Source organism: Pseudomonas sp. LAMO17WK12:I1 (assembly GCF_900177315.1).
In the GTDB taxonomy this organism is placed as follows: Bacteria; Pseudomonadota; Gammaproteobacteria; order Pseudomonadales; family Pseudomonadaceae; genus Aquipseudomonas; species Aquipseudomonas marginalis.
The window spans coordinates 263758-290147 of sequence record NZ_FWZV01000005.1 but is presented as its reverse complement, the minus strand read 5'-3'; the positions used below and the strand labels follow the sequence as shown (position 1 = coordinate 290147).

The 26390-nt window shown below is 62.1% G+C and carries 22 protein-coding genes; 18 read left to right on the top strand and 4 right to left on the bottom strand.

The features are described 5' to 3' along the window. Window positions 1-72 precede the first annotated feature (72 nt). From alg8 to B9N88_RS11510, 15 genes are all read left to right on the top strand, one after another. Window positions 73-1554 carry a mannuronan synthase gene (alg8, locus tag B9N88_RS11585; protein WP_161985711.1) on the top strand — a complete coding sequence of 494 codons (1482 nt, stop codon included), beginning with the start codon at window positions 73-75 and terminating at the stop codon, window positions 1552-1554. A 38-nt stretch (window positions 1555-1592) separates the two neighbouring features. Continuing rightward, the gene (locus B9N88_RS11575) at window positions 1593-2759 is read left to right on the top strand and encodes an alginate biosynthesis protein Alg44 (RefSeq protein WP_027604726.1); all 1167 of its coding nucleotides are present in this window, start codon (window positions 1593-1595) and stop codon (window positions 2757-2759) included. A 2-nt stretch (window positions 2760-2761) separates the two neighbouring features. Next, window positions 2762-4153, top strand: a complete 1392-nt coding sequence (gene algK / locus B9N88_RS11570) for an alginate biosynthesis TPR repeat lipoprotein AlgK (RefSeq protein WP_027604727.1) — start codon at window positions 2762-2764, stop codon at window positions 4151-4153. Next, window positions 4150-5637 (top strand): alginate export family protein, encoded by a 1488-nt coding sequence (locus B9N88_RS11565; RefSeq protein ID WP_027604728.1) that lies wholly within the window; start codon window positions 4150-4152, stop codon window positions 5635-5637. The genes algK and B9N88_RS11565 overlap by 4 nt, the downstream gene beginning before the upstream one ends. Continuing rightward, on the top strand, window positions 5637-7205 hold the full coding sequence (gene algG, locus B9N88_RS11560; protein ID WP_027604729.1) for a mannuronan 5-epimerase AlgG: 1569 nt from the start codon (window positions 5637-5639) through the stop codon (window positions 7203-7205). The genes B9N88_RS11565 and algG overlap by 1 nt, the downstream gene beginning before the upstream one ends. 11 nt (window positions 7206-7216) lie before the next feature. After that, entirely contained in the window at window positions 7217-8665 is a 1449-nt protein-coding gene (locus B9N88_RS11555; protein ID WP_027604730.1) for an alginate O-acetyltransferase, read from the top strand. 8 nt (window positions 8666-8673) lie between these two features. Beyond that, the gene (locus tag B9N88_RS11550; RefSeq protein WP_027604731.1) at window positions 8674-9783 is read left to right on the top strand and encodes a mannuronate-specific alginate lyase; all 1110 of its coding nucleotides are present in this window, start codon (window positions 8674-8676) and stop codon (window positions 9781-9783) included. A gap of 219 nt (window positions 9784-10002) precedes the next feature. Further along, window positions 10003-11535 (top strand): MBOAT family O-acyltransferase, encoded by a 1533-nt coding sequence (locus B9N88_RS11545; RefSeq protein WP_027604732.1) that lies wholly within the window; start codon window positions 10003-10005, stop codon window positions 11533-11535. An 11-nt stretch (window positions 11536-11546) separates the two neighbouring features. Then, entirely contained in the window at window positions 11547-12731 is a 1185-nt protein-coding gene (locus tag B9N88_RS11540) for an alginate O-acetyltransferase (RefSeq protein WP_027604733.1), read from the top strand. 16 nt (window positions 12732-12747) lie between these two features. Beyond that, on the top strand, window positions 12748-13401 hold the full coding sequence (locus B9N88_RS11535; RefSeq protein WP_027604734.1) for an alginate O-acetyltransferase AlgF: 654 nt from the start codon (window positions 12748-12750) through the stop codon (window positions 13399-13401). Window positions 13402-13506: 105 nt separating this feature from the next. Then, window positions 13507-14958: a mannose-1-phosphate guanylyltransferase/mannose-6-phosphate isomerase gene (locus B9N88_RS11530; RefSeq protein ID WP_027604735.1), complete on the top strand. Its 1452-nt coding sequence runs from the start codon at window positions 13507-13509 to the stop codon at window positions 14956-14958. A 263-nt stretch (window positions 14959-15221) separates the two neighbouring features. Further along, entirely contained in the window at window positions 15222-15686 is a 465-nt protein-coding gene (locus B9N88_RS11525; protein ID WP_027604736.1) for a hypothetical protein, read from the top strand. 14 nt (window positions 15687-15700) lie between these two features. Then, on the top strand, window positions 15701-16513 hold the full coding sequence (locus B9N88_RS11520) for an SDR family oxidoreductase (RefSeq protein WP_027604737.1): 813 nt from the start codon (window positions 15701-15703) through the stop codon (window positions 16511-16513). Beyond that, complete coding sequence (locus B9N88_RS11515) at window positions 16514-16927, top strand: hypothetical protein (RefSeq protein ID WP_027604738.1); 414 nt, start codon at window positions 16514-16516, stop codon at window positions 16925-16927. A 136-nt stretch (window positions 16928-17063) separates the two neighbouring features. Further along, window positions 17064-18416, top strand: a complete 1353-nt coding sequence (locus tag B9N88_RS11510; protein ID WP_027604739.1) for a hypothetical protein — start codon at window positions 17064-17066, stop codon at window positions 18414-18416. Here B9N88_RS11510 and B9N88_RS11505 read toward each other — a convergent pair. The 4 genes from B9N88_RS11505 to B9N88_RS11490 are packed head-to-tail and all read right to left on the bottom strand — an operon-like array spanning window position 18357 to window position 23147. Next, window positions 18357-19223 (bottom strand): efflux RND transporter periplasmic adaptor subunit, encoded by an 867-nt coding sequence (locus tag B9N88_RS11505; protein ID WP_027604740.1) that lies wholly within the window; start codon window positions 19221-19223, stop codon window positions 18357-18359. The genes B9N88_RS11510 and B9N88_RS11505 overlap by 60 nt on opposite strands. A gap of 10 nt (window positions 19224-19233) precedes the next feature. Next, entirely contained in the window at window positions 19234-19434 is a 201-nt protein-coding gene (locus B9N88_RS11500) for a DUF1656 domain-containing protein (protein ID WP_027604741.1), read from the bottom strand. Continuing rightward, window positions 19424-21601, bottom strand: a complete 2178-nt coding sequence (locus B9N88_RS11495; RefSeq protein WP_027604742.1) for an FUSC family protein — start codon at window positions 21599-21601, stop codon at window positions 19424-19426. The genes B9N88_RS11500 and B9N88_RS11495 overlap by 11 nt, the downstream gene beginning before the upstream one ends. 10 nt (window positions 21602-21611) lie before the next feature. Next, complete coding sequence (locus tag B9N88_RS11490) at window positions 21612-23147, bottom strand: efflux transporter outer membrane subunit (protein WP_027604743.1); 1536 nt, start codon at window positions 23145-23147, stop codon at window positions 21612-21614. Window positions 23148-23330: 183 nt separating this feature from the next. Here B9N88_RS11490 and B9N88_RS11485 point away from each other — a divergent pair, with 183 nt between their 5' ends. The 3 genes from B9N88_RS11485 (at window position 23331) to B9N88_RS11475 (ending at window position 26388) form a co-directional block, all read left to right on the top strand. Continuing rightward, window positions 23331-24299 (top strand): LysR family transcriptional regulator, encoded by a 969-nt coding sequence (locus tag B9N88_RS11485; protein WP_027604744.1) that lies wholly within the window; start codon window positions 23331-23333, stop codon window positions 24297-24299. 112 nt (window positions 24300-24411) lie between these two features. Further along, the gene (locus B9N88_RS11480; RefSeq protein WP_027604745.1) at window positions 24412-25386 is read left to right on the top strand and encodes a 2-hydroxyacid dehydrogenase; all 975 of its coding nucleotides are present in this window, start codon (window positions 24412-24414) and stop codon (window positions 25384-25386) included. 99 nt (window positions 25387-25485) lie between these two features. Further along, a complete protein-coding gene (locus B9N88_RS11475) occupies window positions 25486-26388 on the top strand; it encodes a chemotaxis protein CheV (RefSeq protein WP_027604746.1) in 903 nt (300 codons plus the stop codon). The last annotated feature ends 2 nt before the right edge of the window (window positions 26389-26390 follow it).

Genomic DNA, 26390 nt, shown 5'->3' with positions numbered 1-26390 from the left:
AGTTTCGAGCTGCAGGCGTACCAATCCCCAGCGCTTGCAGCTCGAAGCCTTCTTCACCTTCGGATGACGCTTATGTCCAAGTTAAAACACGTACTGCTCCAATCCGCCGGCTGGCTGTTCTTTCTGAGCCTGCTGATGGGTCTCGCCCTGCTGTTGCCGGCGAGTACGTTCGACTCCGAGTCGAAGAATTTTATTTTCCTGATTGGCGCTGTCGGTATCTGGCGCTACTCGATGGGTGCTACGCATTTCTTTCGCGGCATGCTGTTCCTGTACGTGGTCTACCCGCACCTGCGCCGTAAAGTGCGCAAGCTGGGCAAGGCTGCCGATCCGTCCCACGTGTTCCTGATGGTCACCAGCTTCCGTATCGATGCGCTGACCACCGCGCAGGTCTACAGCTCGGTGATTCGCGAGGCCATCGAATGCGGCTTCCCCACCACCGTGGTCTGCTCGCTGGTGGAAATGTCCGATGAGCTGCTGGTCAAGAGCCTCTGGGAACGCATGAACCCGCCGGATCACGTCAAGCTCGACTTCGTGCGTATCGCCGGTACCGGCAAGCGCGACGGCCTGGCCTTCGGTTTCCGCGCCATCTCTCGCCACCTGCCGGACGACCGCGCCGTGGTTGCCGTGATCGATGGCGACACCGTGCTCGCCGAAGGCGTGGTGCGCAAGACCGTGCCGTGGTTCCAGCTGTTCGGCAACGTCGGCGGCCTGACCACCAACGAATTCTGCGAAGTGCGCGGCGGCTACATCATGAGCGAGTGGCACAAACTGCGCTTCGCCCAGCGCCACATCAACATGTGCTCCATGGCCCTGTCCAAGCGCGTGCTGACCATGACCGGCCGTATGTCGGTGTTCCGCGCCAACGTCGTGACGGACCCGGGCTTTATCGCCGACGTGGAAAGCGACTCGCTGCAGCACTGGCGCCTGGGCCGCTTCAAGTTCCTCACCGGTGACGACAAGTCCAGCTGGTTCAGCCTGATGCGCCTGGGCTACGACACCTTCTACGTGCCGGACGCCGCGATCCACACCGTGGAACACCCGCCGGAAAAGAGCTTTATCAAAGCCAGCCGCAAGCTGATGTTCCGCTGGTACGGCAACAACCTGCGCCAGAACTCCCGAGCCCTGGGCCTGGGTGTGCGTCGGCTGGGCCTGTTCACCAGCATCGTGTTGTTCGACCAGCGTGTGTCGATGTGGACCTCCCTGCTCGGCCTGACCGTGGCAATCATCGCCACCTTCAAGTACGGCGGCGCGTTCATCCTCGCGTACCTGCTATGGATCGGCATCACCCGCCTGATCCTGACCCTGCTGCTGTCGTGCTCCGGCCACAAGATCGGCCCGGCTTACCCGGCGATTCTCTATTACAACCAGATCATGGGCGCGTTGGTGAAGATCTACGTGTTCTTCCGCCTTGATCAACAGTCCTGGACCCGCCAGGACACCAAACTGACCCGCGATTTGGCCAGCTTTCAACGTTGGTTCAACACCTGGTCGTCTCGGACCATGACCTTCTCCGCCGGCAGCATCTTCGTTGCCGTGTTGCTGATGATGGTCTGACCCTGCCAAGCCTGAATTAACCAAGGAATTACACCGTCATGAACAGCCAAGTAAATGCCAACGTTGTCCACGAGTCCGAAGCCCAGCGTCAACATGCCCGGGTCAAAATCCCGGCCAAGCTGCGCTTCTTCAACACTGACCGCACCCAGACCGAAGCGCGGGTGATCGACCTGTCCGCCGGCGGCCTGGCGTTCACCGCCACCCAGCCGTTGACCGTGGGTGAAGTGCACAAGGGTCGCCTGCAGTTCGTCATCGATAACCTCGGCCTGGCCATGGATGTGGAGCTGCAGATCCGCTCCTACGACCGCCAGACCGGCCGCACCGGTTGCCAGTTCCAGAACCTCGACGCCCAGGATATTTCCACCCTGCGCCACCTGATCACCTCGCACCTGTCCGGCGACATCGTGACCATGGGTGACGTGCTGGCGACCCTGCAACGCGACAACTTCACCAAGGCGCGCAAGGTCAAGGACAGCGGCAGCAACATGAGCGCCTTCGGTCGCCTGCGCGCCGTGACGTTCAGCCTGGCGATCTTCCTCGTCGGCCTGGCAGCCTTCGGCTTCGTGTTCAAATCGGTGTACGGCATGTACTTCGTCAGCCACGCCCAGGCGGGCCTGGTCAGCGTGCCCGGCATGAACGTGACCATGCCCCGCGACGGCACCGTGCAAAGCCTGCTCAAAGGTGACGCGGTGGCGGCCAAAGGTGCGCCACTGGCGACCTTCAGCACCAGCATGCTGGATGTGCTCAAGGGCCACCTGGACGAAGACCAGCTGCAGCCGGCCAAGGTCGAAGAGCTGTTCGGCAAGCAAATGACCGGCACCCTCACCTCGCCATGCGATTGCGTGGTCGCCCAGCAACTGGTCGCCGACGGCCAGTACGCCAGCAAAGGCGACGTGATCTTCCAACTGGTGCCACGCGGCAGCCAGGCTAACGTCGAAGCTCGCTTTACCTATCGCCAGTTCGGTGACGTGCGCCCAGGCACCCCGGTGAGCTTCCAGGTGGCCGACGAAGAACAGACCCGCACCGGCACCATCGTCAGCAGCACCAGCCTGAACAGCGCCGACCTGTCCTCCGACATCCGCGTACAGATCAAGCCTGACGCCCCGCTGGACAGCGCCTACGCCGGCCGCCCGGTGGAAGTGACCAGCGACCGTGGCCCATCCCTGAACTGGCTGATCGATAAAGCCATGGCTGCGGGTCTTTAATCATGAGCGCCCTTCGAACCCTGCCGGTGCCCCTGGCGCTGGCCATCGCCCTCGCCGGTTGCGCCGGCCTGCCCGACCAACGCCTGGCCAATGAAGCGCTCAAGCGTGGCGACACCGTCACCGCGCAGCAGAATTACCAGCAACTGGCAGAACTGGGTTACAGCGAGGCCCAGGTGGGCCTGGCCGATATCCAGGTAGGCACCCGCGATCCGGCGCAAATCAAACAGGCCGAGGCCACCTACCGCGCTGCGGCGGATACCTCGCCGCGCGCCCAGGCCCGCCTCGGTCGCCTGCTGGTGGCCAAGCCAGGCTCCACCGAAGCCGAACACCATGAAGCCGAAGGCCTGCTGAAAAAAGCCTTTGCCAATGGCGAAGGCAACACCCTGATCCCGCTGGCGATGCTGTACCTGCAATACCCCCACAGCTTCCCCAACGTGAATGCCCAGCAGCAGATCAGCAAGTGGCAGGCCGCCGGTTACCCGGAAGCCGGCCTGGCCCAGGTCCTGCTGTATCGCACCCAGGACACCTACGACCAGCATCTGGATGATGTGGAGCGCATCTGCAAGGCCGCGCTGAACACCACCGATATCTGCTATGTCGAGCTGGCCACGGTCTACCAGAAAAAAGCCCAGCCGGAAAAACAGGCCGAACTGCTCAAGCAGATGGAAGCCGGCTACAGCCGCGGCACCGTCACCGCCCAACGCGTCGACAGCGTCGCCCGCGTATTGGGCGACGCCACGCTGGGCAAGACCGACGAGAAAACCGCCCAGGCCCTACTGGAAAAAATCGCCCCCGGCTACCCCGCTTCCTGGGTCAGCCTGGCGCAACTGCTCTACGACTTCCCCGAACTGGGCGACGTCGACCAGATGATGAAATACCTGGACAACGGCCGCGCCGCCGACCAGCCGCGCGCCGAGCTGTTGCTGGGCAAGCTCTACTACGAAGGCAAGTGGGTGCCGGCGGACGCCAAGGCGGCTGAAGCGCACTTCCAGAAAGCCGTGGGCCGCGAAGTAGCTGCCGACTACTACCTCGGTCAGATCTACCGCCGTGGTTACCTGGGCCAGGTCTATTCGCAAAAAGCCCTGGACCACCTGCTGACCGCTGCGCGCAACGGCCAGAACAGCGCCGACTTCGCCATCGCCCAATTGTTTTCCCAAGGCAAGGGCACCAAGCCCGACCCATTGAATGCCTATGTCTTCAGCCAATTGGCCAAAGCCCAGGGCACGCCAGAGGCCAACGACCTGGCCACGCAGCTCGAAGCCCCGCTTACACCGGAACAACGCGCCCAGGGCCAACGCCTGGTGCAACAGGAACTGGCCGCCCGCGGCACCCTGGCCCAGAGCACGCTGCAACTGCACGCCCTGGAAGAAGAAGACGGCGAGGAATCCCTATGAAGCTCAATCCATTCGTGCAGGCCGGCATCGGCCTGACCTTCGCCCTGCTGTGGTCGTGCCCGACCCTGGCCGCGCTGACCGAAGCCAAGAATTTCGGCCTGGAAGTCAAAGTCACCGGCCAGTCCGAAGATGACCGCGACCTCGGCACCCAGAAAGGCGGCGACGTCAACGGCATCGGCCTCGACCTGCGCCCGTGGATCTACGGCGAAAGCGGCAACTGGAGCGCCTACGCCATGGGCCAGGCGGTTGCTTCGAGCGACATCATCGAGACCGACACCCTGCAACAGTCGGCGGATGACGAAAACCAGCAAACCACCAACAACGACCGCAAGACCAAGAAAAACTACCTGGCCATGCGCGAGTTCTGGGTCGGCTACAGCGGCTTCACGCCCTACCCCGGCGAGATCCTCAAACTTGGTCGCCAACGCCTGCGCAACGACGACGGCCAATGGCGCGACACCAACATCGAAGCGCTGAACTGGACCTTCGACACCACCCTGCTCAAGGCCAACGTCGGCGTCGCCGAACGTTTCAGCGAATACCGTACCGACCTCAAGGAACTGTCGCCCAAGGATAAGGACCGTCAGCACCTCTACGCCGACGCGTCCTACCAGTGGACGCCAGGCCAGTGGATCGGCCTGCGTGGCCACCACACCCATGACAACGGCAAACTCGACTACCCGGAACCGGGCGTCGCCACCGACTCCCTGGACAAGCGCGAGAACGGCGACCTGACCTGGCTCGGCATCGAAGCCAACAGCGACGCCTACAACTGGCGCAACACCAACACCGTCAACTACTGGGCCAGCATCACCGGCATGAAAGGCGACCGCGACTCGGTCAATGCCTTGAACGCCGACGGCACCCGCCCGACAGAGGCCAAGCGCAGCGATGACGTGAGTGGCTGGGCGACCGACCTGGGTATCCGCCTGCGTCTGGACCCGCAATGGCAAGTGGGTGCGGCCTATGCCCGCGCCAGTGCCGAGTACGAGCAGAACGGCCTGCAAAGCAACCGTTCGAACTGGACCGGTACCCAGTCCCGCGTGCACCGTTTCGGCGAAGCGTTTCGTGGCGAGATGAACAACATGCAGTCCATGAGCCTGTTCGGTTCCTGGCAGCTGCGTGAGGACTACGACGCCAGCCTGGTGTACCACAAGTTCTGGCGCGTCGACGGCAACAAGCCAGTCGGCAGCAACGGCATCGACGCCGTGCAGAACAACACCGATGACGTCACCGGCGCGATCCTGTCCAGCACTTCCCTGCCCCTTGAAGACGGCAAGAAAGACCTGGGCCAGGAGATGGACCTTGTCGTCACCAAGTACTTCAAGACCGGCCTGCTGCCGGCCGCGCTCAGCCAGTCGGTTGACGAGCCATCAGCCCTGGTGCGGTTCCGTGCCGGTGTGTTCAAGCCAGGTGATGCCTATGGCAGCCAGGTCGACTCGTACATGCATCGCGCGTTTGTCGACGTGATCTGGAAATTCTGATGGGAGCCTGCGCAATGAATGCTCAAAGCCTACTCGTCGCGGCAATGCTGATGGCCAGTGCCACAGCGTTTGCCGATACGGCGGCCAAGGCGCCGACCATCGCCAAGGAACTGCAACAGGCCAAGACCTACACCATTTCCAGCCCGCCGACCGCGCCGCTGGAAATGGCCAAGCCAGCCCTGCCTGACCTGTCGGGTTATACCGCCGCAGCGATGGAAAAGAAGATCGTACGCACCAAGCCCGGCAAGATCAGCATCCGCCGCATGATGCAGGAAGACGCCCTCAAGGACTTTATCGGCGGCGACAACAAGATGGCCGAATGGGTGGTGCGCCAGCACGGCATTCCCCAGGCGATCTTTGTCGACGACGGCTACATGAACCTCAAGGACCTGCTGGGCAAAGTGCCCAAGCAGTACTTCAGCGAAACTTCGCCGGGCGTGTTCCTGGCCAAGTTGCCGATCGTGGTCGGGCGCAAGGGCATCCTGGACATCGATAAAAACACCCAGGAGCTGCGCCTGTCCCAGGAGGGTGGTTCGTTCCTGATCAACGACGGTCAGCTGTTCGTGCGTGACACCAAGATCACCGGTTGGAGCGAAAAGGCCAATGGCCCGGCGCTGTTCAAGTCGCCCAAGGAATTCCGCCCGTTCCTGCTGGCCTGGGGCGGCACCGAGACCTACGTTTCCAAGACCAAGATGGCCAGTTTCGGCTATGCCAACAGTAAGTCGTACGGGGTGAGTATTTCCCAGTACACGCCGAACATGGCCAAGGTGCTCAAGCGCCCCGAGCCGACCGGCTGGATCATCGATTCCGAGTTCTCGGACATGTGGTACGGCTTCTACTGCTACGAGACCACGGGCTTCGTGATCAAGGGCAATACCTACAAAGACAACATCGTCTACGGCATTGACCCCCATGACCGTTCCCACGGCCTGATCATCGCGGACAACACCGTCTACGGCACCAAGAAGAAGCACGGCATCATCATTTCCCGTGAGGTGAACGACAGCTTCATCTTCAACAACCGCAGCTACGACAACAAGCTTTCGGGCCTGGTGATCGACCGTAACAGCGTGAACAACCTGATCGCCGACAACGAGATCTACCGCAACCACACCGACGGCATCACCCTCTATGAGAGCGGCGACAACCTGCTGTGGGGCAACAAGGTGATCAGCAACCGTCGCCACGGCATCCGCGTGCGTAACAGCGTGAATATCAAGCTGTACGAAAACACCTCGATGGCCAACGGCCTGACCGGCGTGTACGGCCACATCAAGGATTTGACCGACACCGACCGCGACATCGCCCTCGACCCGTTCGACGCCAAGGTCTCGCTGATCGTGGTCGGCGGTGAACTGGCGGGTAACGGCAGCGGGCCGTTGTCCATCGACTCGCCACTGAGTATCGAGCTGTACCGCGTGTCGATGCTGGCGCCGACCAAATCCAGCGGCATCAGCTTTTCCGGCGTGCTGGGCGATCGCCAGGAAGAAATTCTCGACCTGCTGGTGCGCCAGCAGAAAGCCGTGCTGATCGACCCTGTCGAACGCCAGACCGAAATGCAGGACTGAGGATGACCCTTATGCACCCACACATGATCAAACTGCTGAGCCTCTCGGGTCTGGCCCTCGGCCTGCTCGCGGCCAGCCAGGGCGTGCGCGCCGACGAAATCAAGGCGCCGACCTTCACCGCCGAACCCTGCTGCAGCCTGTGCCCGGCCGCCCATGACGCGAAGAACTACACCACGCGCTACCAGCAGAACTTCACCACCCTGGTGCAAGCCCAGGGCGACTGGCTGTTCCGTACCCAGGAAGACCTGCGCACCGAGTTCGACACCAGCCCGGCCGGCTACAAGCGCATGCAACAACTGCACGACGCGTTCAAGGCCAAGGGCGTGGAACTGGTAGTGGTCTACCAGCCGACCCGTGGCCTGGTGAACCGCAACAAGCTCAACCCCGCGGAAAAAGCCTCGTTCGATTTCGACAAGGCCCTGGGCAACTACAAGACCATGCTCGGCCGTTTCGCCAAGATGGGCTACGTGGTGCCGGACCTGTCGCCGTTGACCAACGAGCAACTGCCGGACGAACTGCCGGCCCACGACTTCTACTTCCGCGGCGACCAGCACTGGACTCCATACGGCGCCCAGCGCACGGCGAAAATCGTCGGCGCCAAGGTGCGTGCAATGCCTGAGTTCGCCGATATTCCCAAGCGCGAATTCGAGACCAAGCGCTCCGGACGCATGGGCAAGACCGGCACCCTGCACAACATGGCCGGGCAATTGTGCGGCACCAGCTACGCGATCCAGTACATGGACCAGTTCACCACCGAGCCGAAAGGCGAAGCCGGCGACGGCGACCTGTTCGGCGATTCGGGCAACCCGCAGATCACCCTGGTGGGCACCAGCCACAGTGGCAAGAACTACAACTTTGCCGGTTTCCTGGAACAGGAAATCGGTGCCGACATCCTCAACGTCGCCTTCCCCGGCGGTGGCCTGGAAGGCTCGATGATCCAGTACCTGGGCAGCGACGAATTCCAGAAGAGCCCGCCGAAAATCCTGATCTGGGAGTTCTCGCCGCTGTATCGCCTGGACCAGGAGACCATCTACCGCCAGATGATGGCGCTGCTCGACAACGGCTGCGAAGGCAAGACCGCCCAGATGAGCGCGAGCACTACATTGAAACCGGGCAAGAACGAATTGCTGGTTAACAGTTCGAACAAAGACCTGCGTAATGCCAATCACCAGGTTGATATCCGCTTCGCCGACCCGTCGGTGAAAACCTTGCAAGCCACCCTCTGGTACATGAACGGGCGCCACGAGGACATCAAGATCGAGAAACCCGAAACATCCGAAACAGACGGGCGTTTCGCCTTTGAACTGCGCACCGATGAAGACTGGGCCTCGCAGAACTTGCTGGCCGTGGAAGTGCAGGGCCCCGAAGCGGGCGCTGCCGCGCAGAAGGTCGAAGCGAAAATTTGCACACGCAACGTATTCCCAGCGGGCGGTCAACAGACTGCCTCGACAGGGCAATGAGGTTACTTATGCAGAAGTTATGGATTCCATCGTTACTGGGCCTGGCGATCTTCGCCGGTTCGGTCAACGCCGCCGCCCCGCTGCGTCCGCCCCAGGGCTACTTCGCACCGATTGAAGCGTTCAAGACCGGCGACTTCAAGGAAAACTGCGACACCATGCCGACGCCCTACACCGGGCCTCTGCAATTTCGCAGCAAGTACGAAGGTTCCGACAAAGCCCGTTCGACCCTGAACGTGCAGTCGGAAAAAGCCTTTCGCGACAGCACCGCCGATATCACCAAGCTGGAAAAAGACACCAGCAAGCGCGTGATGCAATTCATGCGCGACGGTCGCCCGGAGCAGCTCGAATGCACCCTGAACTGGCTGGTGTCGTGGGCCAAGGCCGATGCGTTGATGTCCAAGGACTTCAACCACACCGGCAAGTCCATGCGCAAATGGGCCCTGGGCAGCATGGCGTCGGCCTATGTGCGCCTGAAGTTCTCCGACTCGCACCCGTTGGCCAACCACAAGCAGGAGTCGCAACTGATCGAAGCCTGGTTCAACAAACTGGCCGATCAGGTGGTCAGCGACTGGGACAACCTGCCGCTGGAAAAAACCAACAACCACTCCTACTGGGCCGCCTGGTCGGTGATGGCAACGTCCGTCGCCACCAACCGTCGCGACCTGTTTGACTGGGCCGTCAAGGAATACAAGGTTGGCGTCAACCAGGTCGACGACCAAGGCTTCCTGCCCAACGAGTTGAAGCGTCAGCAGCGTGCCTTGTCGTACCACAACTACGCGTTGCCGCCGCTGTCGATGATCGCCAGTTTTGCCCTGGTCAACGGTGTCGACCTGCGCCAGGAAAACAACAGCGCACTCAAGCGCCTGGGCGACAAAGTGCTGGCCGGGGTCAAGGACCCGGAGATCTTCGAACAGAAGAACGGCAAGGAGCAGGACATGAAGGACCTGAAGCAGGACATGAAATTCGCCTGGCTCGAACCCTTCTGCACCCTCTACACCTGCGCACCGGATGTGATCGAACGCAAGCATGGCATGCAGCCGTTCAAGACCTTCCGCCTCGGGGGTGACCTGACCAAGGTCTACGACCCGACGCATGAAAAAGGCAACAAAGGTTCCTGAGCGAACTCGGTAAAAAATGTGGGAGGGGGCTTGCCCCCGATAGCAGGGTGTCATTCAACACAGATGGCGACTGTTACACCGCCATCGGGGGCAAGCCCCCTCCCACATTTTTGAGCCAGTTTCGTCAGTAGGAATGTTGTACCGCCCTCCCCGTCTTTTCGTGGGGGGGTTTGGGGGGGCTCTGGCCCTTGACTGTTGGTTAAACATGGAGAGATCGGGATGGTTTTCTCGTCCAATGTGTTCCTGTTTCTGTTCTTGCCGATCTTTCTCGGCTTGTACTACTTGAGCGGGCAACGCTATCGCAATCTGCTGCTGCTGATTGCCAGCTACGTGTTCTACGCCTGGTGGCGAGTGGACTTCCTGGCGCTGTTCGCCGCCGTCACGCTGTGGAACTACTGGATCGGCCTCAAGGTCGGTGCCGCCGGCGTGCGCACCAAGCCGGCCCAACGCTGGCTGCTGCTGGGCGTGGCGGTCGACCTGTGCATCCTCGGCTACTTCAAGTACGCCAACTTCGGCGTCGACAGCATCAACGTCATGATGAAGTCGGCCGGCCTGGAGCCTTTCATCCTCACCCACGTGCTGCTGCCGATCGGGATCTCGTTCTACATCTTCGAGTCCATCAGCTACATCATCGACGTGTACCGTGGCGATACCCCGGCGACCCGCAATCTCATCGACTTCGCGGCGTTCGTGGCGATCTTCCCGCACCTGATCGCCGGCCCGGTCCTGCGTTTCCGCGACCTGGCCGACCAGTTCAATAACCGCACCCACACCCTCGACAAGTTCTCCGAGGGCTGCACGCGGTTCATGCAGGGTTTCATCAAGAAGGTCTTCATCGCCGACACCCTGGCGGTGGTGGCCGACCATTGCTTCGCCCTGCAAAACCCCACCACCGGCGATGCCTGGCTGGGGGCGCTGGCCTACACCGCGCAGTTGTACTTCGACTTCTCCGGCTACAGCGACATGGCCATCGGCCTGGGCTTGATGATGGGTTTCCGCTTCATGGAAAACTTCAAGCAGCCGTACATCAGCCAGTCGATCACCGAGTTCTGGCGGCGCTGGCACATCAGCCTGTCCACCTGGCTGCGTGACTACCTGTACATCACCTTGGGCGGCAACCGTAAAGGCACGCTGACCACCTACCGCAACCTGTTCCTGACCATGCTGCTCGGTGGCCTGTGGCACGGTGCGAACATCACCTACATCGTGTGGGGTGCCTGGCACGGCATGTGGCTGGCGATTGAAAAAGCCATCGGCCTCAACACCGCACCGCGCAGTTTCAACGTACTGCGCTGGGCCTTCACCTTCCTGCTGGTGGTGATGGGCTGGGTGATCTTCCGCGCCGAAAACCTCCACGTCGCGGGCCGTATGTACGGTGCGATGTTCAGCTTCGGCGAGTGGTCGCTGTCGGAACTCAACCGCGCCAGCCTCACCGGCCTGCAAGTCGCGACCCTGGTGGTGGCGTACGCAACATTGGCGTTCTTCGGCCTGCGCGACTTCTACACCAACCGCCCTGCCGAGAAAACCAAGCCGGCCGACCCGAGCCTGATCAAGGCCGTGCCGGGCGACAACCCGGGCAGCATCCACGAGCCAGGTTTCACCGTAGGTCGTGACGCTGCCGTGCAACCGGCCTACTGGACCGCTGACTGGCCACGCTACGCCATGCGCGCGGCGGTGCTGCTGCTGTTCGTGGCGTCGATTCTCAAACTGTCGGCGCAGAGTTTCTCGCCGTTCCTTTACTTCCAATTCTGAGGGAGCCGACCATGACCCGTTCATTACGCGTCCTCTATATCGGCCTGTTCCTGGTGCTGCTGCTGGCCCTGGGCGCCTGGTCGCTGCGCAGCTTCCTGGGCTTCAGTACCAACGCCGACGCGACCGTGCTCAACGGTCGCTGGACCAAGGCCGTCGAGACCCATTACGACGAGGAGTTCCCGATCAAGCGATTGGGCACCAACCTCTGGGCCGCGCTGGACTACAAGCTGTTCAATGAAGGCCGCCCTGGCGTGGTGCTGGGCCGCGATCACTGGTTGTACAGCGACGAGGAGTTCAACCCCGCCGTCAACGAAGACCAGAACCTTCAAGGCAACTACGCGCTGGTCGAAGGCGTGCGCCAGAAGCTCAAGGCCCAGGGCATCCAACTGGTGATGGCGATCGTGCCGGCCAAGGTGCGCCTGTACCCGGAGCACCTGGGTGAAGTGAAACCGGCGAGCATCCACGCCAACCTGTACCAGGACTTCCACGCCCGTGTGGCCGCCGACAAGATCATCGCCCCGGACCTGCTCGGCCCGCTGCAACAGGCCAAGCTGGGCGGCAAGCAGGTGTTCCTGCGCACCGACACCCACTGGACCCCGGACGGCGCCGAAATCGCTGCCAAGCAATTGGCTAAAACCATCGCCGATAAGACCCCGCTCCACGGCGAGCCGCAGCGTTTTGTCACCGAGGCCGAGAAGACCGAGCCGCATAAAGGCGACCTGCGTCTGTTCCTGCCCCTGGACCCGCTGTTCGAAAACCTGATGCCACCGAAAGAGCCGCTGGAAAAACGCGTCACGCACCTGGCCGAAACCAAAGGCGACGACGCGCTGTTCAGCGACAGCGAAACCCCGGTGGCCCTGGTGGGCACCAGCTACAGCGCCAACCCCAACTGGAACTTCGTCGGCGCCCTCAAGCAAGCCCTGGGCAGCGACGTGGTCAGCTACGCCGAAGACGGCCATGGCCCGATCCTGCCGATGCTCAGCTACCTGAAAAGTGACGACTTCAAGAACAGCCCGCCACAGGTGCTGATCTGGGAGTTTCCTGAACGCTATCTGCCCGTGAACAACGAAATCGGTGATGCCGACCCATCGTGGGTTGCGCAACTTAAACAAGCCGGTTCGCGCCAACAAAACATGGCACTGAACACCCCAGCTAAAAACCCAAAATCCGAGACGCCCGACCGGGCGCAAAACTGAAAGAGAGGTAACTCACATGACTTTCACTACTACTCCGCGTCGTCTCGCTAAGACTCTGGCCCTGGCTGCCGGTATGAGCTTGGTATCCCTGTCCGCCTTCGCCGGTGACGCTGCCTTGTACGGCCCAGTTGCACCGAAAGGCTCAAGCTTCGTGCGGATCTACAACGCCTCCAACCAGGAAGTCAGCGCCACTGTCGGCAGCACCAACCTCAGCGACGTGGCCCCGCTGGCCAGCAGCGACTTCAGCTTCATGCCCGGCGGCGACTACAGCGCCAAGGTCGGCAGCCAGACCGTGCCGGTCAAGCTCGCCCCGGACCACTACTACACCCTGGTCAACAACAACAGCGGCCAGCCGCAGCTGATCGAAGAGCCACCGTTCAAGAACAAGCAGAAATCCCTGGTGCGCGTGCAGAACCTCAGCGACAAGGCCCTGACCCTGAAAACCGCCGACGGCAAGACCGACGTGGTCAAGTCGGTGGCCGCCAAAGGCCGTGGCGAACGTGAGATCAACCCGGTGAAGGTGAGCCTGGCGCTGTATGACGGCGACAAGAAAGTCGGCGACGTCAAGCCAGTGGCCCTGGAGCGCGGTGAAGCAGCGGTGCTGTACGTCACCGGTTCGGGTTCGAGCATTTCGCCAGTCTGGGTAAAACGCCCGGTGTCGACCCGCTGAATGAATTTTCCGGGTCGGCTGCGGCCGGCCCGGACACGAGACAAAAACAAGAGTGAAACGACAAACCTTCGTAGCTCTGACCCAAATTGATTCAAGGAGAAACACATGATCCCAGTAATCCTTTCCGGTGGTAGCGGCTCACGTCTTTGGCCGCTTTCCCGCAAACAGTTCCCCAAACAATTCCTGGCCCTGACCGGCGAGCACACGCTGTTCCAGCAAACCCTGGAACGCCTGGTGTTCGAAGGAATGGACTCCCCGATCGTGGTCTGCAACAAGGACCATCGCTTTATCGTCAACGAGCAACTGGCTAACCGTAAGCTGGAATGCCAGCGCATCCTGATGGAACCCTTCGGCCGCAACACCGCGCCGGCCGTGGCCCTCACCGCGATGATGCTGGTCAACGAAGGCCGTGACGAACTGATGCTGGTGCTGCCGGCCGACCACGTGATCGACGACCAGAAAGCCCTGCAACGCGCCCTGGCCCTGGCCACCGTGGCCGCCGAGCGTGGCGAGATGGTGCTGTTCGGCGTGCCGGCGACCCGTCCGGAAACCGGCTACGGCTACATCAAGTCCACCAACGATTCGCTGCTGCCCGAAGGCGTGAGCCGCGTACAGCAGTTCGTGGAAAAACCCGATGAAAAACGCGCCGTCGAATTCGTCAAAAGCGGCGGTTACTTCTGGAACAGCGGCATGTTCCTGTTCCGCGCCAGCCGCTTCCTGGAAGAGCTGAAAAAGCACGATCCGGACATCTACGACACCTGCGTGCTGACCCTGGAGCGCAGCCAGCAAGACGCCGATACCGTGACCTTCGACGAAGCCACCTTCGCCTGCTGCCCGGACAACTCCATCGACTACGCCGTGATGGAAAAAACCCAGCGCGCCTGCGTGGTCCCCCTGAGTGCGGGCTGGAGCGACGTGGGTTGCTGGGCGTCGCTGTGGGCGGTCAACGATAAAGACGCCAACGGCAACGTCACCAAGGGCGACGTGGTGATCCAGGACAGCAAGAACTGCATGATCCACGGCAACGGCAAGCTGGTGTCGGTGATCGGCCTGGAAAACATCGTGGTGGTGGAAACCAAGGACGCGATGATGATTGCCCACAAGGACAAGGTCCAGGGCGTCAAGCAGATGGTCAACACCCTCAACGAACAGGGCCGCAGCGAAACCCAGAACCACTGCGAAGTCTATCGTCCGTGGGGCTCCTACGACTCGGTGGACATGGGCGGTCGCTTCCAGGTCAAGCACATCTCGGTCAAGCCGGGCGCGTGCCTGTCGCTGCAGATGCACCACCACCGCGCCGAACACTGGATCGTGGTCAGCGGCACCGCCGAAGTCACCTGTGACGAGAACGTGTTCCTGCTCTGCGAGAACCAGTCCACCTACATCCCGATCGCCTCGGTGCACCGCCTGCGCAACCCGGGCAAGATCCCGTTGGAGATCATCGAAGTGCAATCGGGCAGCTACCTGGGCGAAGACGATATCGAACGCTTCGAAGATATCTACGGGCGCTCGACGCCGGTTGAACGTGGCGTGTCGGTGAAAACTATCGCGCAGTAAAACAGTCGTACAAGAAGCCCTCGCCCAGCCCATTGCGTCCCCTATCCGCAGTGGGTTGGGTGGGGGCTTTTTGTTTGGGATTTACGCTGGCTGGGCGGGCCTCATCGGGGGCAAGCCCCCTCCCACCTTTGATCTGCGAATACATTCAAATGTGGGAGGGGGCTTGCCCCCGATGAGGCCGGCACACCCACCACAGCACTCAAGGTAGCCAATCCCACCTACGCTTAAGTTAGGATGCTCGTTCCCTACTCGAGGTGGTCTCCATGTTCTTCGGCGTTCTACTGATCATCACCTGGCTGATCCTCCTGCTGCGCTACCCGGCCAAGGCATTGCCGGTGTCGTTGGCCGCTGCCGTCGGCCTGGGTCTTGTCGCGGTGTGGGTGGTGTGGCTGGACAACCGCGAAGCCTCGCAACTGGCGCGCCTTGAACTGCGCATCACCTACGCCCCGCAGGAATGCCCGGCTGACCGCCCGCTCAAGCTGACCCTGAACAACGGCAACGACGTCCCCCTCACCGAACTGCGCTGGCGCGTCGCCGCCTATGCGCCGGGCGATACGGTCAACCTGGCCGACAACGTCTACGCCGCCCCGCGCTATCGTGGCCCCGGCGAGTTGCAGGCCGGCGCCACTTGGGACGACTGCCTGCCCACCCCGCCCCTGCGCCCCGGCTACCGCGCGCAAACCCTGGAATTTCGCGCCGAGCACCTGCAAGGCAGTTTCTCGGACTGACAAAGGACTGATCCATGCCCAACGTACTCATCACCGGTTGCTCCAGCGGTATTGGCCGCGCCCTGGCCGAGGCCTTCAAATCCGCCGGTTTCAACGTGTGGGCCAGCGCCCGCCGCCCGCAAGACGTCACCGCCCTCGCCGCTGCGGGTTTCAATGCCGTTGAACTCGACGTCAACGACAGTGCCGCTTTACAGCGTCTGGCCGAACAACTGGGCGAGCTGGATGTACTGATCAACAACGCCGGCTACGGCGCCATGGGCCCGCTGCTCGATGGCGGTACCGAGGCGATGCAGCGCCAGTTCGAGACCAACGTATTTTCCATCGTCGGCGTGACCCAGGCGCTGTTCCCGGCCCTGCGCAAGCGCAAAGGGCTGGTGGTGAATATCGGCAGCGTTTCCGGCGTGCTGGTCACGCCGTTTGCCGGCGCCTACTGCGCGTCCAAGGCGGCTGTGCATGCATTGAGTGATGCACTGCGCATGGAGCTGGCACCATTTGGGGTGAGGGTGATGGAAGTCCAGCCCGGCGCCATCAATACGAGTTTTGCCAAAAACGCCGGCGCCCAGGCCGAGCTGTTAATCAACGAAAAATCGCCGTGGTGGCCGTTGCGCGAGGGCATTCGCGCACGCAGCCAGGCCTCTCAGGACAAGCCCACCCCGGCCGGCGTGTTTGCAGCGGATGTGCTCAAGGCGGTGCAACAACCACAGCCGCCGCGCCTGTTGCGCTCGGGCAATGGCAGCCGGGCGTTGCCGTTGATGGCCGCGTTGTTGCCCAAGGGATTATTGGAAGCCGTGTTGAAAAAACGCTTTGGTTTGAATGGGAGTTTGTAAATGATCGACTACAGCGATTTTTTTGAAGAAGTGATCCAGACCCACGTCGAGATCGAGCAATGGTTTGCCGGGGTTGCGCCGGAAGGCACCCTGCAAAGCCTGCTTGCGCGCTTCTCCCCGGAGTTCAGCATGATCGCCCCCGCCACCGGCACACGCGTCAATGCAGCCGGGGTCAACGCCCTGTTCACTCGCCTGGGTGGTATGCGCCCGGGGTTGAAGATCACCTTGAGTGAAATGGCTGGGATTGACCGGCATGCGCGCGGCGCAACGGTGACTTATCGCGAGCATCAGATCGATGCCAGCGGCACACAGACCGATCGCCGCGCCACCGTAGTGTTCGAGAAGCAGGCCAGTGGTGCGCTGTTATGGCGGCATTTGCATGAGACGTTTGTGCCTCAGGCGCGCAACAACTAATGGCCAGTTAGCACCTGTCAGATCTGACAGTAGACGAGGGGGTGTCCCAGGAACAGACTGAAAACGTCGCCGGGTTTGAGCACACGTGGTATCCACGCGGCAGACTTTCCTCTCCAACCAACGAAGGGATGCGTTGATGCGTAAGTCCAAAAAACCCTCAAAGACGCAACCCGGCACGCTGGATCCCGACTTCGGTATTGGAGGGGTGCAAGCCCTGGAAAAAATTCTCGAAGATCATGGTGATCTGAACGTTCGCTTTCGCTTCGGAGGACTTGCAACCGCGAAGGATGGCAAGCTTTTGTTCAGCGCCAGCGTGTATAGAAACCACGACGACCAATACCTATACGGCTTGGGCCGCCTGAGCGCCGACGGCAGCCTGGATAGATCGTTTGGAACGAACGGGCTGGTCACCGGTGATTTTTTACCCTCGCTACCGGCCGGTGGTTCAAGGCTGACCGTACAATCGGCCGGCAACATCCTGATGCTGGGCTGGACATGGCGCAGTGCATCCAATGGCTGGGCGGACTTGGTGATTGCACGTTTCAACAGCGAAGGTAAGCCCGACACGAATTTTGCCGAGCAAGGACGGCGCATTCTGCCCACCAAGGACTACGAAGAACTCATAGGAGAATCAGCGACAGTACACGTCCAGAGTGACGGACGTATTTTAGTGAGCGCCAACTATGTAGCCCACGACAATCAGGACCAGACAGTGGGTGTGCTGTTTCGCCTGCAGCCCAATGGTGCACTGGACGAAAGCTTCAACAAAACTGGCAGGCTGGAGTTCAAACTTGCCGGCTCCAATGTGGCCACGGCGGTCAACGCGTGTATCAGCCAGGGCAGTGATCACAAAATAGTGTTTGTTGGACATGCCCGGTTTATCCCCACCCTCAAGACCGCCCTGTTTGCCCGCCTCAACCCTGACGGCAGCCCGGACGCCGGCTTTGGCAGTCCCAAGACGCCGGGGTTTCATCCCATGGACAGTATCAAGGATCACACCACCTTCAACGCTCTGACCGAGCGCGCGGACAACAGTCTTGTTGGCGCCGGCCAAATTGGGCAGGGCGGCGCCGAAAGCACAAAAGGTCTCATGCAGGCGATTACCCCAAACGGCGCCGTGCACCAACTGTTCAACAACGGTAAACCCCTGGTCAGCCAATTCGACAGCAACCACGACAATGGCTGGCAATGCATCATGCAAACCAGCACAGGCAACCTGGTGACGGCGTCAACCGGCAACTGGATCTACATCGCTCAATTCAAAACCCACGGCGTGCTGGATCTGGCCTTCAACAACCAGGGTTACAACGACATGCAGTCCGAACCCAGATCCCCCCCTGTGCTGCTGACCGAACGGGGTGACCAGCGAATCATTGCCGGTGCGAACGTCTCGGGTATCGATGATAAGGGTGTAGGCCAGCTAAGGTGCTTATTCGGCCAGGGGCACGCTATCGACAATCACCGTGCAGGTAATCCCCGCCGCCAATAACACCCCCTGCGGCACTTCATCAATATGAATCCGCACCGGCACCCGCTGGGCCAGGCGCACCCAGTTGAAGGTCGGATTCACATCGGCGATCAGCTCGCGACTCTCCGGGTTGTCGCGGTCGTAGATGCCGCGCGAGATGCTTTCTACGTGCCCCTTCAATGTCTCGCCGCTCATCAGTTGCATGTCAGCTTTGTCACCGACTTTCACATGGGGCAGTTTGGTTTCTTCGAAGAAGCCATAGACCCAGAACGAGTTCATATCCACCACGGCCATCTTGGCTTCGCCGATGCGTGCGTAGTCGCCGCGATGCACGTTGAGGTTGGTGACGTAGCCGTCCACTGCCGCCACGACCTGGGTGCGTTTCAAGTTGAGTTCGGCCGCTTCCAGTTGCGCCAGGGCGTGCTGGTAATCCGCCAGGGCCGAGTCAGCGATGTTGCTGGCGTCGTCGCGGTTTTCCCTGGAGATCACCAGGGCGTCGAGGTCGGCGCGGCGGTGGGCGTTGACCTTGCGCATTTCCCAGGTGGCTTTGCGCGAGGCGACCAGGGATTGCGCCTGTTTGACGGCGATGCGGTAGTGCTCGGGGTCGATCTGCATCAGCAGGTCGCCCTTTTTCACCAACTGGTTATCGCGCACGGGCACGTCGACCACTTCACCGGTGACGTCGGCGGCCACGTTGATGATGTCGGCGCGCACGCGGCCGTCGCGGGTCCACGGCGTTTGCATGTAGTGCACCCACAACGTGCGGCCAATCCAGATCGCCAAGGCCAGTACCAGCAAGGTCGCGAGCAGGCTGAAAAACTTTTTCATCGGGGCATTCTCAACGGTAGACGGTCAGCGCCAGGGCGCCGAACAGGCAAACGAACAGGCTCAGGCGCAGCAGCGCCGGGTGCCAGAAAAACCGGTACAGGTCGAAGCCGGCCAGGAAGCGGTCCAGGGCCCAGGCCAACGCGGCCGCGATCAGGAACATCAGGGTCATGGTCGGCATATAGATGCCGTGGAATGCGATTTCACGAGGCATTCGGGGTTCCTTTGAGGGCCGCCAGCGGTGATTGCGGGTCCAGCAACGAGGTGCGGATAAAGTGCAGGTAGCTTTTCACCCGGCGCAGGGCCGAGGTATCGAAGTGCGGGGCGAAGGGTTCGTCGGTGGCCTGCACGCGGCTGATCGCGTGGTCGACGGCGATCAGGCCACGCTCCAGGTTGCTGGCGCTGGGTTGCAGGAACAGGCGCACCAACGAGCGGCCCATGACCCGGATCGCCTGGCGCCACGGTTGGGACTCGGCATAGGCCGGGTGTACCGGCAGGATCGCCTGTTCCTTGCGCAACTCGATGATCGCGTGGCCGACTTCCAGCACCACGAACATCCAGCGCAGCAGGTCGCGTTGCACTTGCGGCTGGCCGACAGCGAGGCCATAGGCCTGGTGCAGCAGGTCTCGGGTGCGACTTTCGAAACTCGATGCCAGCCCCTTGAGCTTGCCGCTGATGGCATACACCACCTGCTCGCGCAGGTCCTGCTCCAGGCGGCGCCACAGCCAGCGGCTGTTGGGCGGCAGGATGATCGCCCCTGCCGCCGCGCACACCAGCATGCCAATGATCATGGCGATGTAGTCGTTGATAAAGGTGTAGGGGTTGTAGACCGTGAGGTTGTCCGGCACCGAACCGGTGCTGAAGAAAATCAGCAGGCCCACGCCCACACCGGCGTATTGCGGGCGTGAGGCGAGGAACGCGCCGAGGATGATCACCGGGGCGAGCATCACGCATAGCAGCGGGAAGCCGTCGATCCACGGGAACACGAAGAACATTTCCACAAAGCCCACCAACGCGCCGATCAAGGTGCCGCAGGCCATCTGGAACGCCATGCGCTTGGGATTGGGCGTGGCGGCGGACAGGCCGACGGTGGCAGCGGCGATCAGGGTCATGGTGGCGCCGCTGGGCCAGGCCGTGGCCACCCAGTAACTGCCCAGCACAATCAGGATGAACGACGCGCGAATCCCCGAGGCGGCACAGGCCAGCCAGTTGGTCTTGGGGCTGAAGGCTTCGTCCCATTGCTCCCGTGCATGGCTGTGATCGGCCAGGGACGCATGGGTTTGCGCGTAGTTGTGCAGGTCATCGACGAAGCGGTAGAGCAGTTCATAAGCGGTGTGAAAATCCAGCTGTTCGGCCTCACTCGGGTTGCCCTCCTGGAAGGTCGCACGCAGGCTGCGGACTTTGGCGGGCAGGCTGTCCTTGTAGGCGCTGAGCTGGTTGACCAGGCGCGCGGCGTCGGGGCTGGTGAGGGCGCGGCCGGAGAAGCCGTCGAGGACTTCGGCGAGGTCCTGCAGGCCCGGCTTGATCGCCGCCACCACGTGATCCGCGGCGTCCGTGCGCAGGCGTTCGAGCAACTGGTGCAAGGCATTGAAGCGGGTGGTGATGCTCATGAACTCGCTGTTGAGGCGGCTGAGCCGACCGTTGCGCCGGCGCATATGCGGGTCTTCGAACACCGTGAGGCTGCGCAGACCTTCCAGGCCCACGGCCTCGGCGATAAAGCGCACATTGCTGGCCTCGAACCCTTCGCGCTGGCTACGCCCGCGCAGGCCGTCGGTGACGAACAGCGCGAACACGCCAAAGCGCTGATAGAGCGCGTTGCGCATCGCGGCGCTGGAGGTCTGCGGCAGGATCGCCGCGCTGACCAGGGTGGAACACAGGATCCCCAGGGAGATTTCCAGCACCCGCCACACCGCCGCCATAAAGGCGCCGTCCGGATGGGCCAGGGCCGGCAGGCCGACCATCGCCGCCGTATAACCCGCGAGTACAAACCCGTAGGCGCGAAAGTTACGGTTGCGTGTCGCGCCAGCGGTGCAAATGCCGACCCAGATCGCCAGCGCCCCGAGGAACAACTCGGTGTTCTGCGCAAATAACGCGATCAACACCACCATCACCGCCGACCCCGCCAGGGTGCCGAGGAAGCGATAGAAGCTCTTGGCGAACACCTGGCCGCTCTGGGGTTGCATCACGATAAATACGGTGATCATCGCGGTACGTGGTTGCGGCAGTTCCAGGCGCATGGCCAGCCACAGCGTGAGGAACGCGGCGATCAGCACCTTGAAGATGTACACCCAGGTCACGCCGTCGCTGCGTGCCCAGTCGAAAAAACCACGGCGCCACTCAAGGGAATGCAGCCAGCGCAGCGGTGCAGGCAAGGGAGTCATCAAATCCTACTCAGTGATCAAACACGGCAAGCGCCGCCGGGGTCTTGCTCGGGAGGGTCTTGGCGTCCTGCGGTACGTCTTTGCCGGCGTCGAGGCCGCCACCCAGTGCGGTCACCAGTTCGGCATGGGCGCCAAGCCGCGCGGCCTGGACCTGCTGCTCGACCTGTTGCTGGCGAAACAGCAGGGTCTGGGCGTTGAGCACATTGAGGTAATCGGTGAGGCCGCGCTGGTAGGCGATCATCGCGATATCGTAGGTCTTCTGCGCCGAGGCCACCGACTGCGCCGCAAATGAGGCTTGCTTGTCCATGGACTCGCGGCGGATCAACTGGTCGCTGATGCCCTTGAGCGCATTGACCAGGGTCTGGTTGTAGCGCGCCACGGCGATGTCATAGCCGGCGCTGGCTTCCCCCAGCTCGGCACGCAGGCGGCCGCCGTCGAAGATCGGCAAGGTGATGGCCGGGCCGACGTTGTAGTTGAATTTCTTGCCGGCGAGAAACGCCAGCATGCCGCCGCCGGTGGCCATGTAGCCGAGGCTGCCGACCAGGTCGACGTTGGGGTAGAAACCGGCGTGGGCAACATCGATGCCACGGGCTTGCGCCGCGACCTGCCAACGGCTGGCAACCACATCCGGGCGCTGGCCGAGCAATTGCGCGGGCAGGCTCGAGGGCAGTTTCAGTGGTGCGGCAAGGGACAGCGTCGGACGCTGCAACGTGGCCCCCTCCCCCGGGCCTTTACCGGCGAGCGCCGCCAACTGGTTGCGACTCAGGGCGATTTCCTCGTCCAGGGCATCCAACTGGCGATGGGTTTCCGGCAGCGGCGTTTCGGCCTGGCTCACGTCGAAATGGGTGCCGATCCCGGCGTCCAGGCGTTTGTTGGCCAAGTCGAGGATCTGCTGTTGCTGGGCCAGGGTCGCCACGACGATATCGCGGTTGGCGTAATGCAACGACAGCTGGATATAGGCGCGCACCACGTTGTTCTGCAGTTCAAGCTGGGCCTGGCGAGCTTCGGCGGCGCTCATGTGGGCCAGGTCGACGGCACGCTCGGTGGCGTTGCTTTCGCGGCCCCACAGGTCGAGGGCGTAGCTCAAACCCAGGGACGCATTGTTGTCCCAGGTGTTGGCACCGCTCAATTCCCCCGGGCCGTAGAACTGATCCTTGGGCCAATTGTGGCGTTTGAGGGTGGTATCAGCGTTGATCTGCAGTGACTCGGCCGACTCGGCAACCCCGGCCATGGCCCGCGCTTCCCGCACCCGCGCGGCCGCCATGGCCATGCTCGGGCTGTTTTGGGTGGCGAGTTCGACCCAGCGGTTGAGCTGGGGGTCGCCGTAGGCCTGCCACCATTGTGCGGTGGGCCAATGGGCGTCCTGGGCGGCGCTGCGGATCGCTTCGTCGGTGGCCAGGGTAGTGGCCTTGAGGGCCTGGCCTTGGGGGGCGATTCCTCCGGTTCCGATGCAGCCGCTGATTGCTAACGATAAAGCGCAAACACTGAGAGCCTTCAGCGCTCGGTTAATGAGAGTCTTCAGCTCTCTGCTGATGCGACGCGGCACGGCGAACGAATTCCTGAGGTGGTGTTGCGGGGGGAGGTGGCGCAATTCTAGGCGGCGCCATGGAGGACGATAAGCTGGCATTCCTGTGAATCTTTGTTACCGTTCAAGCGATAATCCGTTGGTAGGGATCACTGGACGGCGTAACTTTCTGTCACAATTTGGCATCTCCCCTGAGAACTCTCCATGGACACTTTGCAAAACATGCGCGCCTTCAGTTGCGTGGCCGAAGCCGGCAGCTTCACCGCCGCCGCCGCGCAACTGGATACAACCACCGCCAACGTCTCGCGCGCGGTCTCCAATCTTGAGGCCCACCTGCAAACCCGCTTGCTCAACCGCACCACCCGCCGCATTGCCCTCACCGAGGCTGGTAAACGCTACCTGCTGCGTTGCGAGCAGATCCTGGCCTACGTAGAAGAAGCCGAGGCCGAAGCCAGCGACGCCCACGCCCGCCCCGCCGGACAGCTGAAAGTGCACACCATGACCGGCATCGGCCAGCACTTCGTCATCGACGCGATAGCCCGCTACCGCCGCACCCACCCGGACGTGACCTTCGACCTGACCCTGGCCAACCGCGTGCCGGACCTGTTGGACGAGGGCTACGACGTATCCATCGTGCTGGCCAGCGAGCTGCCGGACTCGGGCTTCGTCTCCCAGCGCCTGGGCATCACCTACAGCATCGCCTGCGCCTCGCCGGACTACGTCAAGGCCAAGGGCTGCGCGCAACGGCCCCAGGATTTGCTCAACCACGCCTGCCTGCGCCTGGTCAGCCCGGTGATCCAGTTGGACAAGTGGACCTTCAACGGCCCCGAAGGCCAGGAAAGCGTGGCGATCAATACGTCGCCGTTCCTGGTCAACTCCGCCGACGCGATGAAAACCGCGATCACCAGCGGCATGGGCGTCGGCCTGTTGCCGGTGTATGCGGCCATCGAAGGCCTGCGCAACGGCACATTGGTGCGGGTCATGCCCACCTATCGTTCCCAGGAGTTGAACCTGTACGCCATCTACCCGTCGCGCCAGTACCTGGATGCGAAGATCAAGACCTGGGTGGAATACCTGCGCGGCTCGTTGCCGGAGATCCTGGCGGCGCACCAGGCGGAGCTGGTGGCGTATGAGTTGAGCGGCAGCCTCAGCGGTGCACGGCTGGCGAACTGATTTCTACCAGGCGATACAAGTCTTTAAATGTGGGAGGGGCGGTGTCCTGACAATTGCCGGCAGGAATGTTAGCGTGCTTGGCATTCTTCCGTAGTCGATGAGCCCGCCTGCAATGAAAAAGACCGTCCTCGCCTTCAGCCGTGTCACCCCGCAAATGATCGAACGCCTGCAACAGGATTTCGACGTGATTGCGCCCAACCCCAAGCTGGGCGATATCAACGCTCAATTCAATGAAGCCCTGCCCCACGCCCACGGTTTGATCGGCGTGGGTCGCAAGCTGGGCCGCGCGCAGCTCGAAGGCGCGAGCAAGCTGGAGGTGGTGTCCAGCGTGTCGGTGGGCTACGACAACTACGATGTGCCGTACTTCAACGAGCGCGGGATCATGCTCACCAACACCCCGGACGTACTGACCGAAAGCACCGCCGACCTGGCCTTCGCCCTGCTGATGAGCAGCGCGCGCCGAGTGGCCGAGCTGGACGCCTGGACCAAGGCCGGCCAGTGGAAAGCCAGCGTCGGCGCGCCGCTGTTTGGCTGTGACGTGCATGGCAAGACCCTCGGTATCGTTGGCATGGGCAATATCGGCTCGGCCGTGGCCCGGCGTGGGCGCCTGGGCTTCAATATGCCGATCCTGTACAGCGGCAACAGCCGCAAGGCCGCGCTGGAACAGGAACTGGGCGCGCAGTTCCGCAGCCTGGACCAACTGCTGGCCGAGGCGGATTTCGTCTGCCTGGTGGTGCCGTTGAGCGACAAGACCCGTCACCTGATCAGCGCTCGCGAGTTGGGGCTGATGAAGTCCAGCGCGATCCTGATCAATATCTCCCGTGGCCCGGTGGTGGACGAACCGGCGTTGATCCAGGCCCTGCAAAACCACACCATTCGCGGTGCAGGGCTGGATGTGTATGAGCAGGAGCCGTTGGCCGAGTCGCCGCTGTTCCAGTTGAGCAACGCGGTGACCCTGCCGCACATCGGCTCGGCGACCCATGAAACCCGCGAAGCCATGGCCAACCGCGCGTTGGACAACCTGCGCAGCGCCCTGCTCGGCCAGCGCCCGCAGGACCTGGTGAACCCGCAGGTGTGGAAGGGCTGACACGGGCCCAGCCCGACACAAAATCGGGTTAAAGCCTGGCTCTCCCGAGTCGATAACCTTCAATAGAAGTTCGTCATCCCTGATCCACAGAAGGTTTTTATGTCCACCACCAAAGCCCGCGCAGACTCACTCTCGCTTCTGCTCTTTACCTTGCGCAGCGGCAAGCTGATGGCCATCAACCTGCTGAAAGTCAGCGAGATCATCCCTTGCCCGCCGCTGACCAAGCTGCCGGAGTCCCATCCCCACGTCAAAGGCATCGCCACCCTGCGTGGCAATTCGTTGGCGGTGATCGACCTGAGTCGCGCCCTGGGGGAAATGCCCCTGGAAGACCCGAACGGCGGCTGCCTGATCGTCACCGACGTGAGCCGTTCCAAGCAGGGTCTGCATGTGCAGGCCGTGAGCAAGATCGTGCACTGCCTGACCACCGATATTCGTCCACCGCCCTACGGCTCCGGCGGCAACCGTGCGTTCATCACCGGGGTGACCCAGGTGGAAGGCGGCCTGGTGCAGGTGCTGGACATCGAAAAAGTCATCCACGGCATCGCCCCGGCGCCGATTGAAGCGGCGCCTACCGACCTGACCATGGAAGAGGCGGAAGTGCTCGGCAATGCGCGGATCCTGGTGGTGGATGACAGCCAGGTCGCCTTGCAACAGTCGGTGCACACCCTGCGCAACCTCGGCCTGACCTGCCACACCGCGCGCAGCGCCAAGGAGGCCATCGATGTGCTGCTGGAACTGCAAGGCACCGCCGCGCAGATCAATGTGGTGGTGTCGGACATCGAGATGTCCGAAATGGACGGTTATGCCCTGACCCGCACCCTGCGTGAAACCCCGGACTTCCAGGATCTCTACGTACTGCTGCATACCTCCCTGGACAGCGCGATGAACAGCGAAAAGGCGCGCCTGGCCGGTGCCAACGCGGTGCTGACCAAGTTCTCCTCGCCCGAACTGACCAAGTGCCTGGTGGTCGCCGCCCAGACCGTGGCGCAACAGGGGCTGTAACC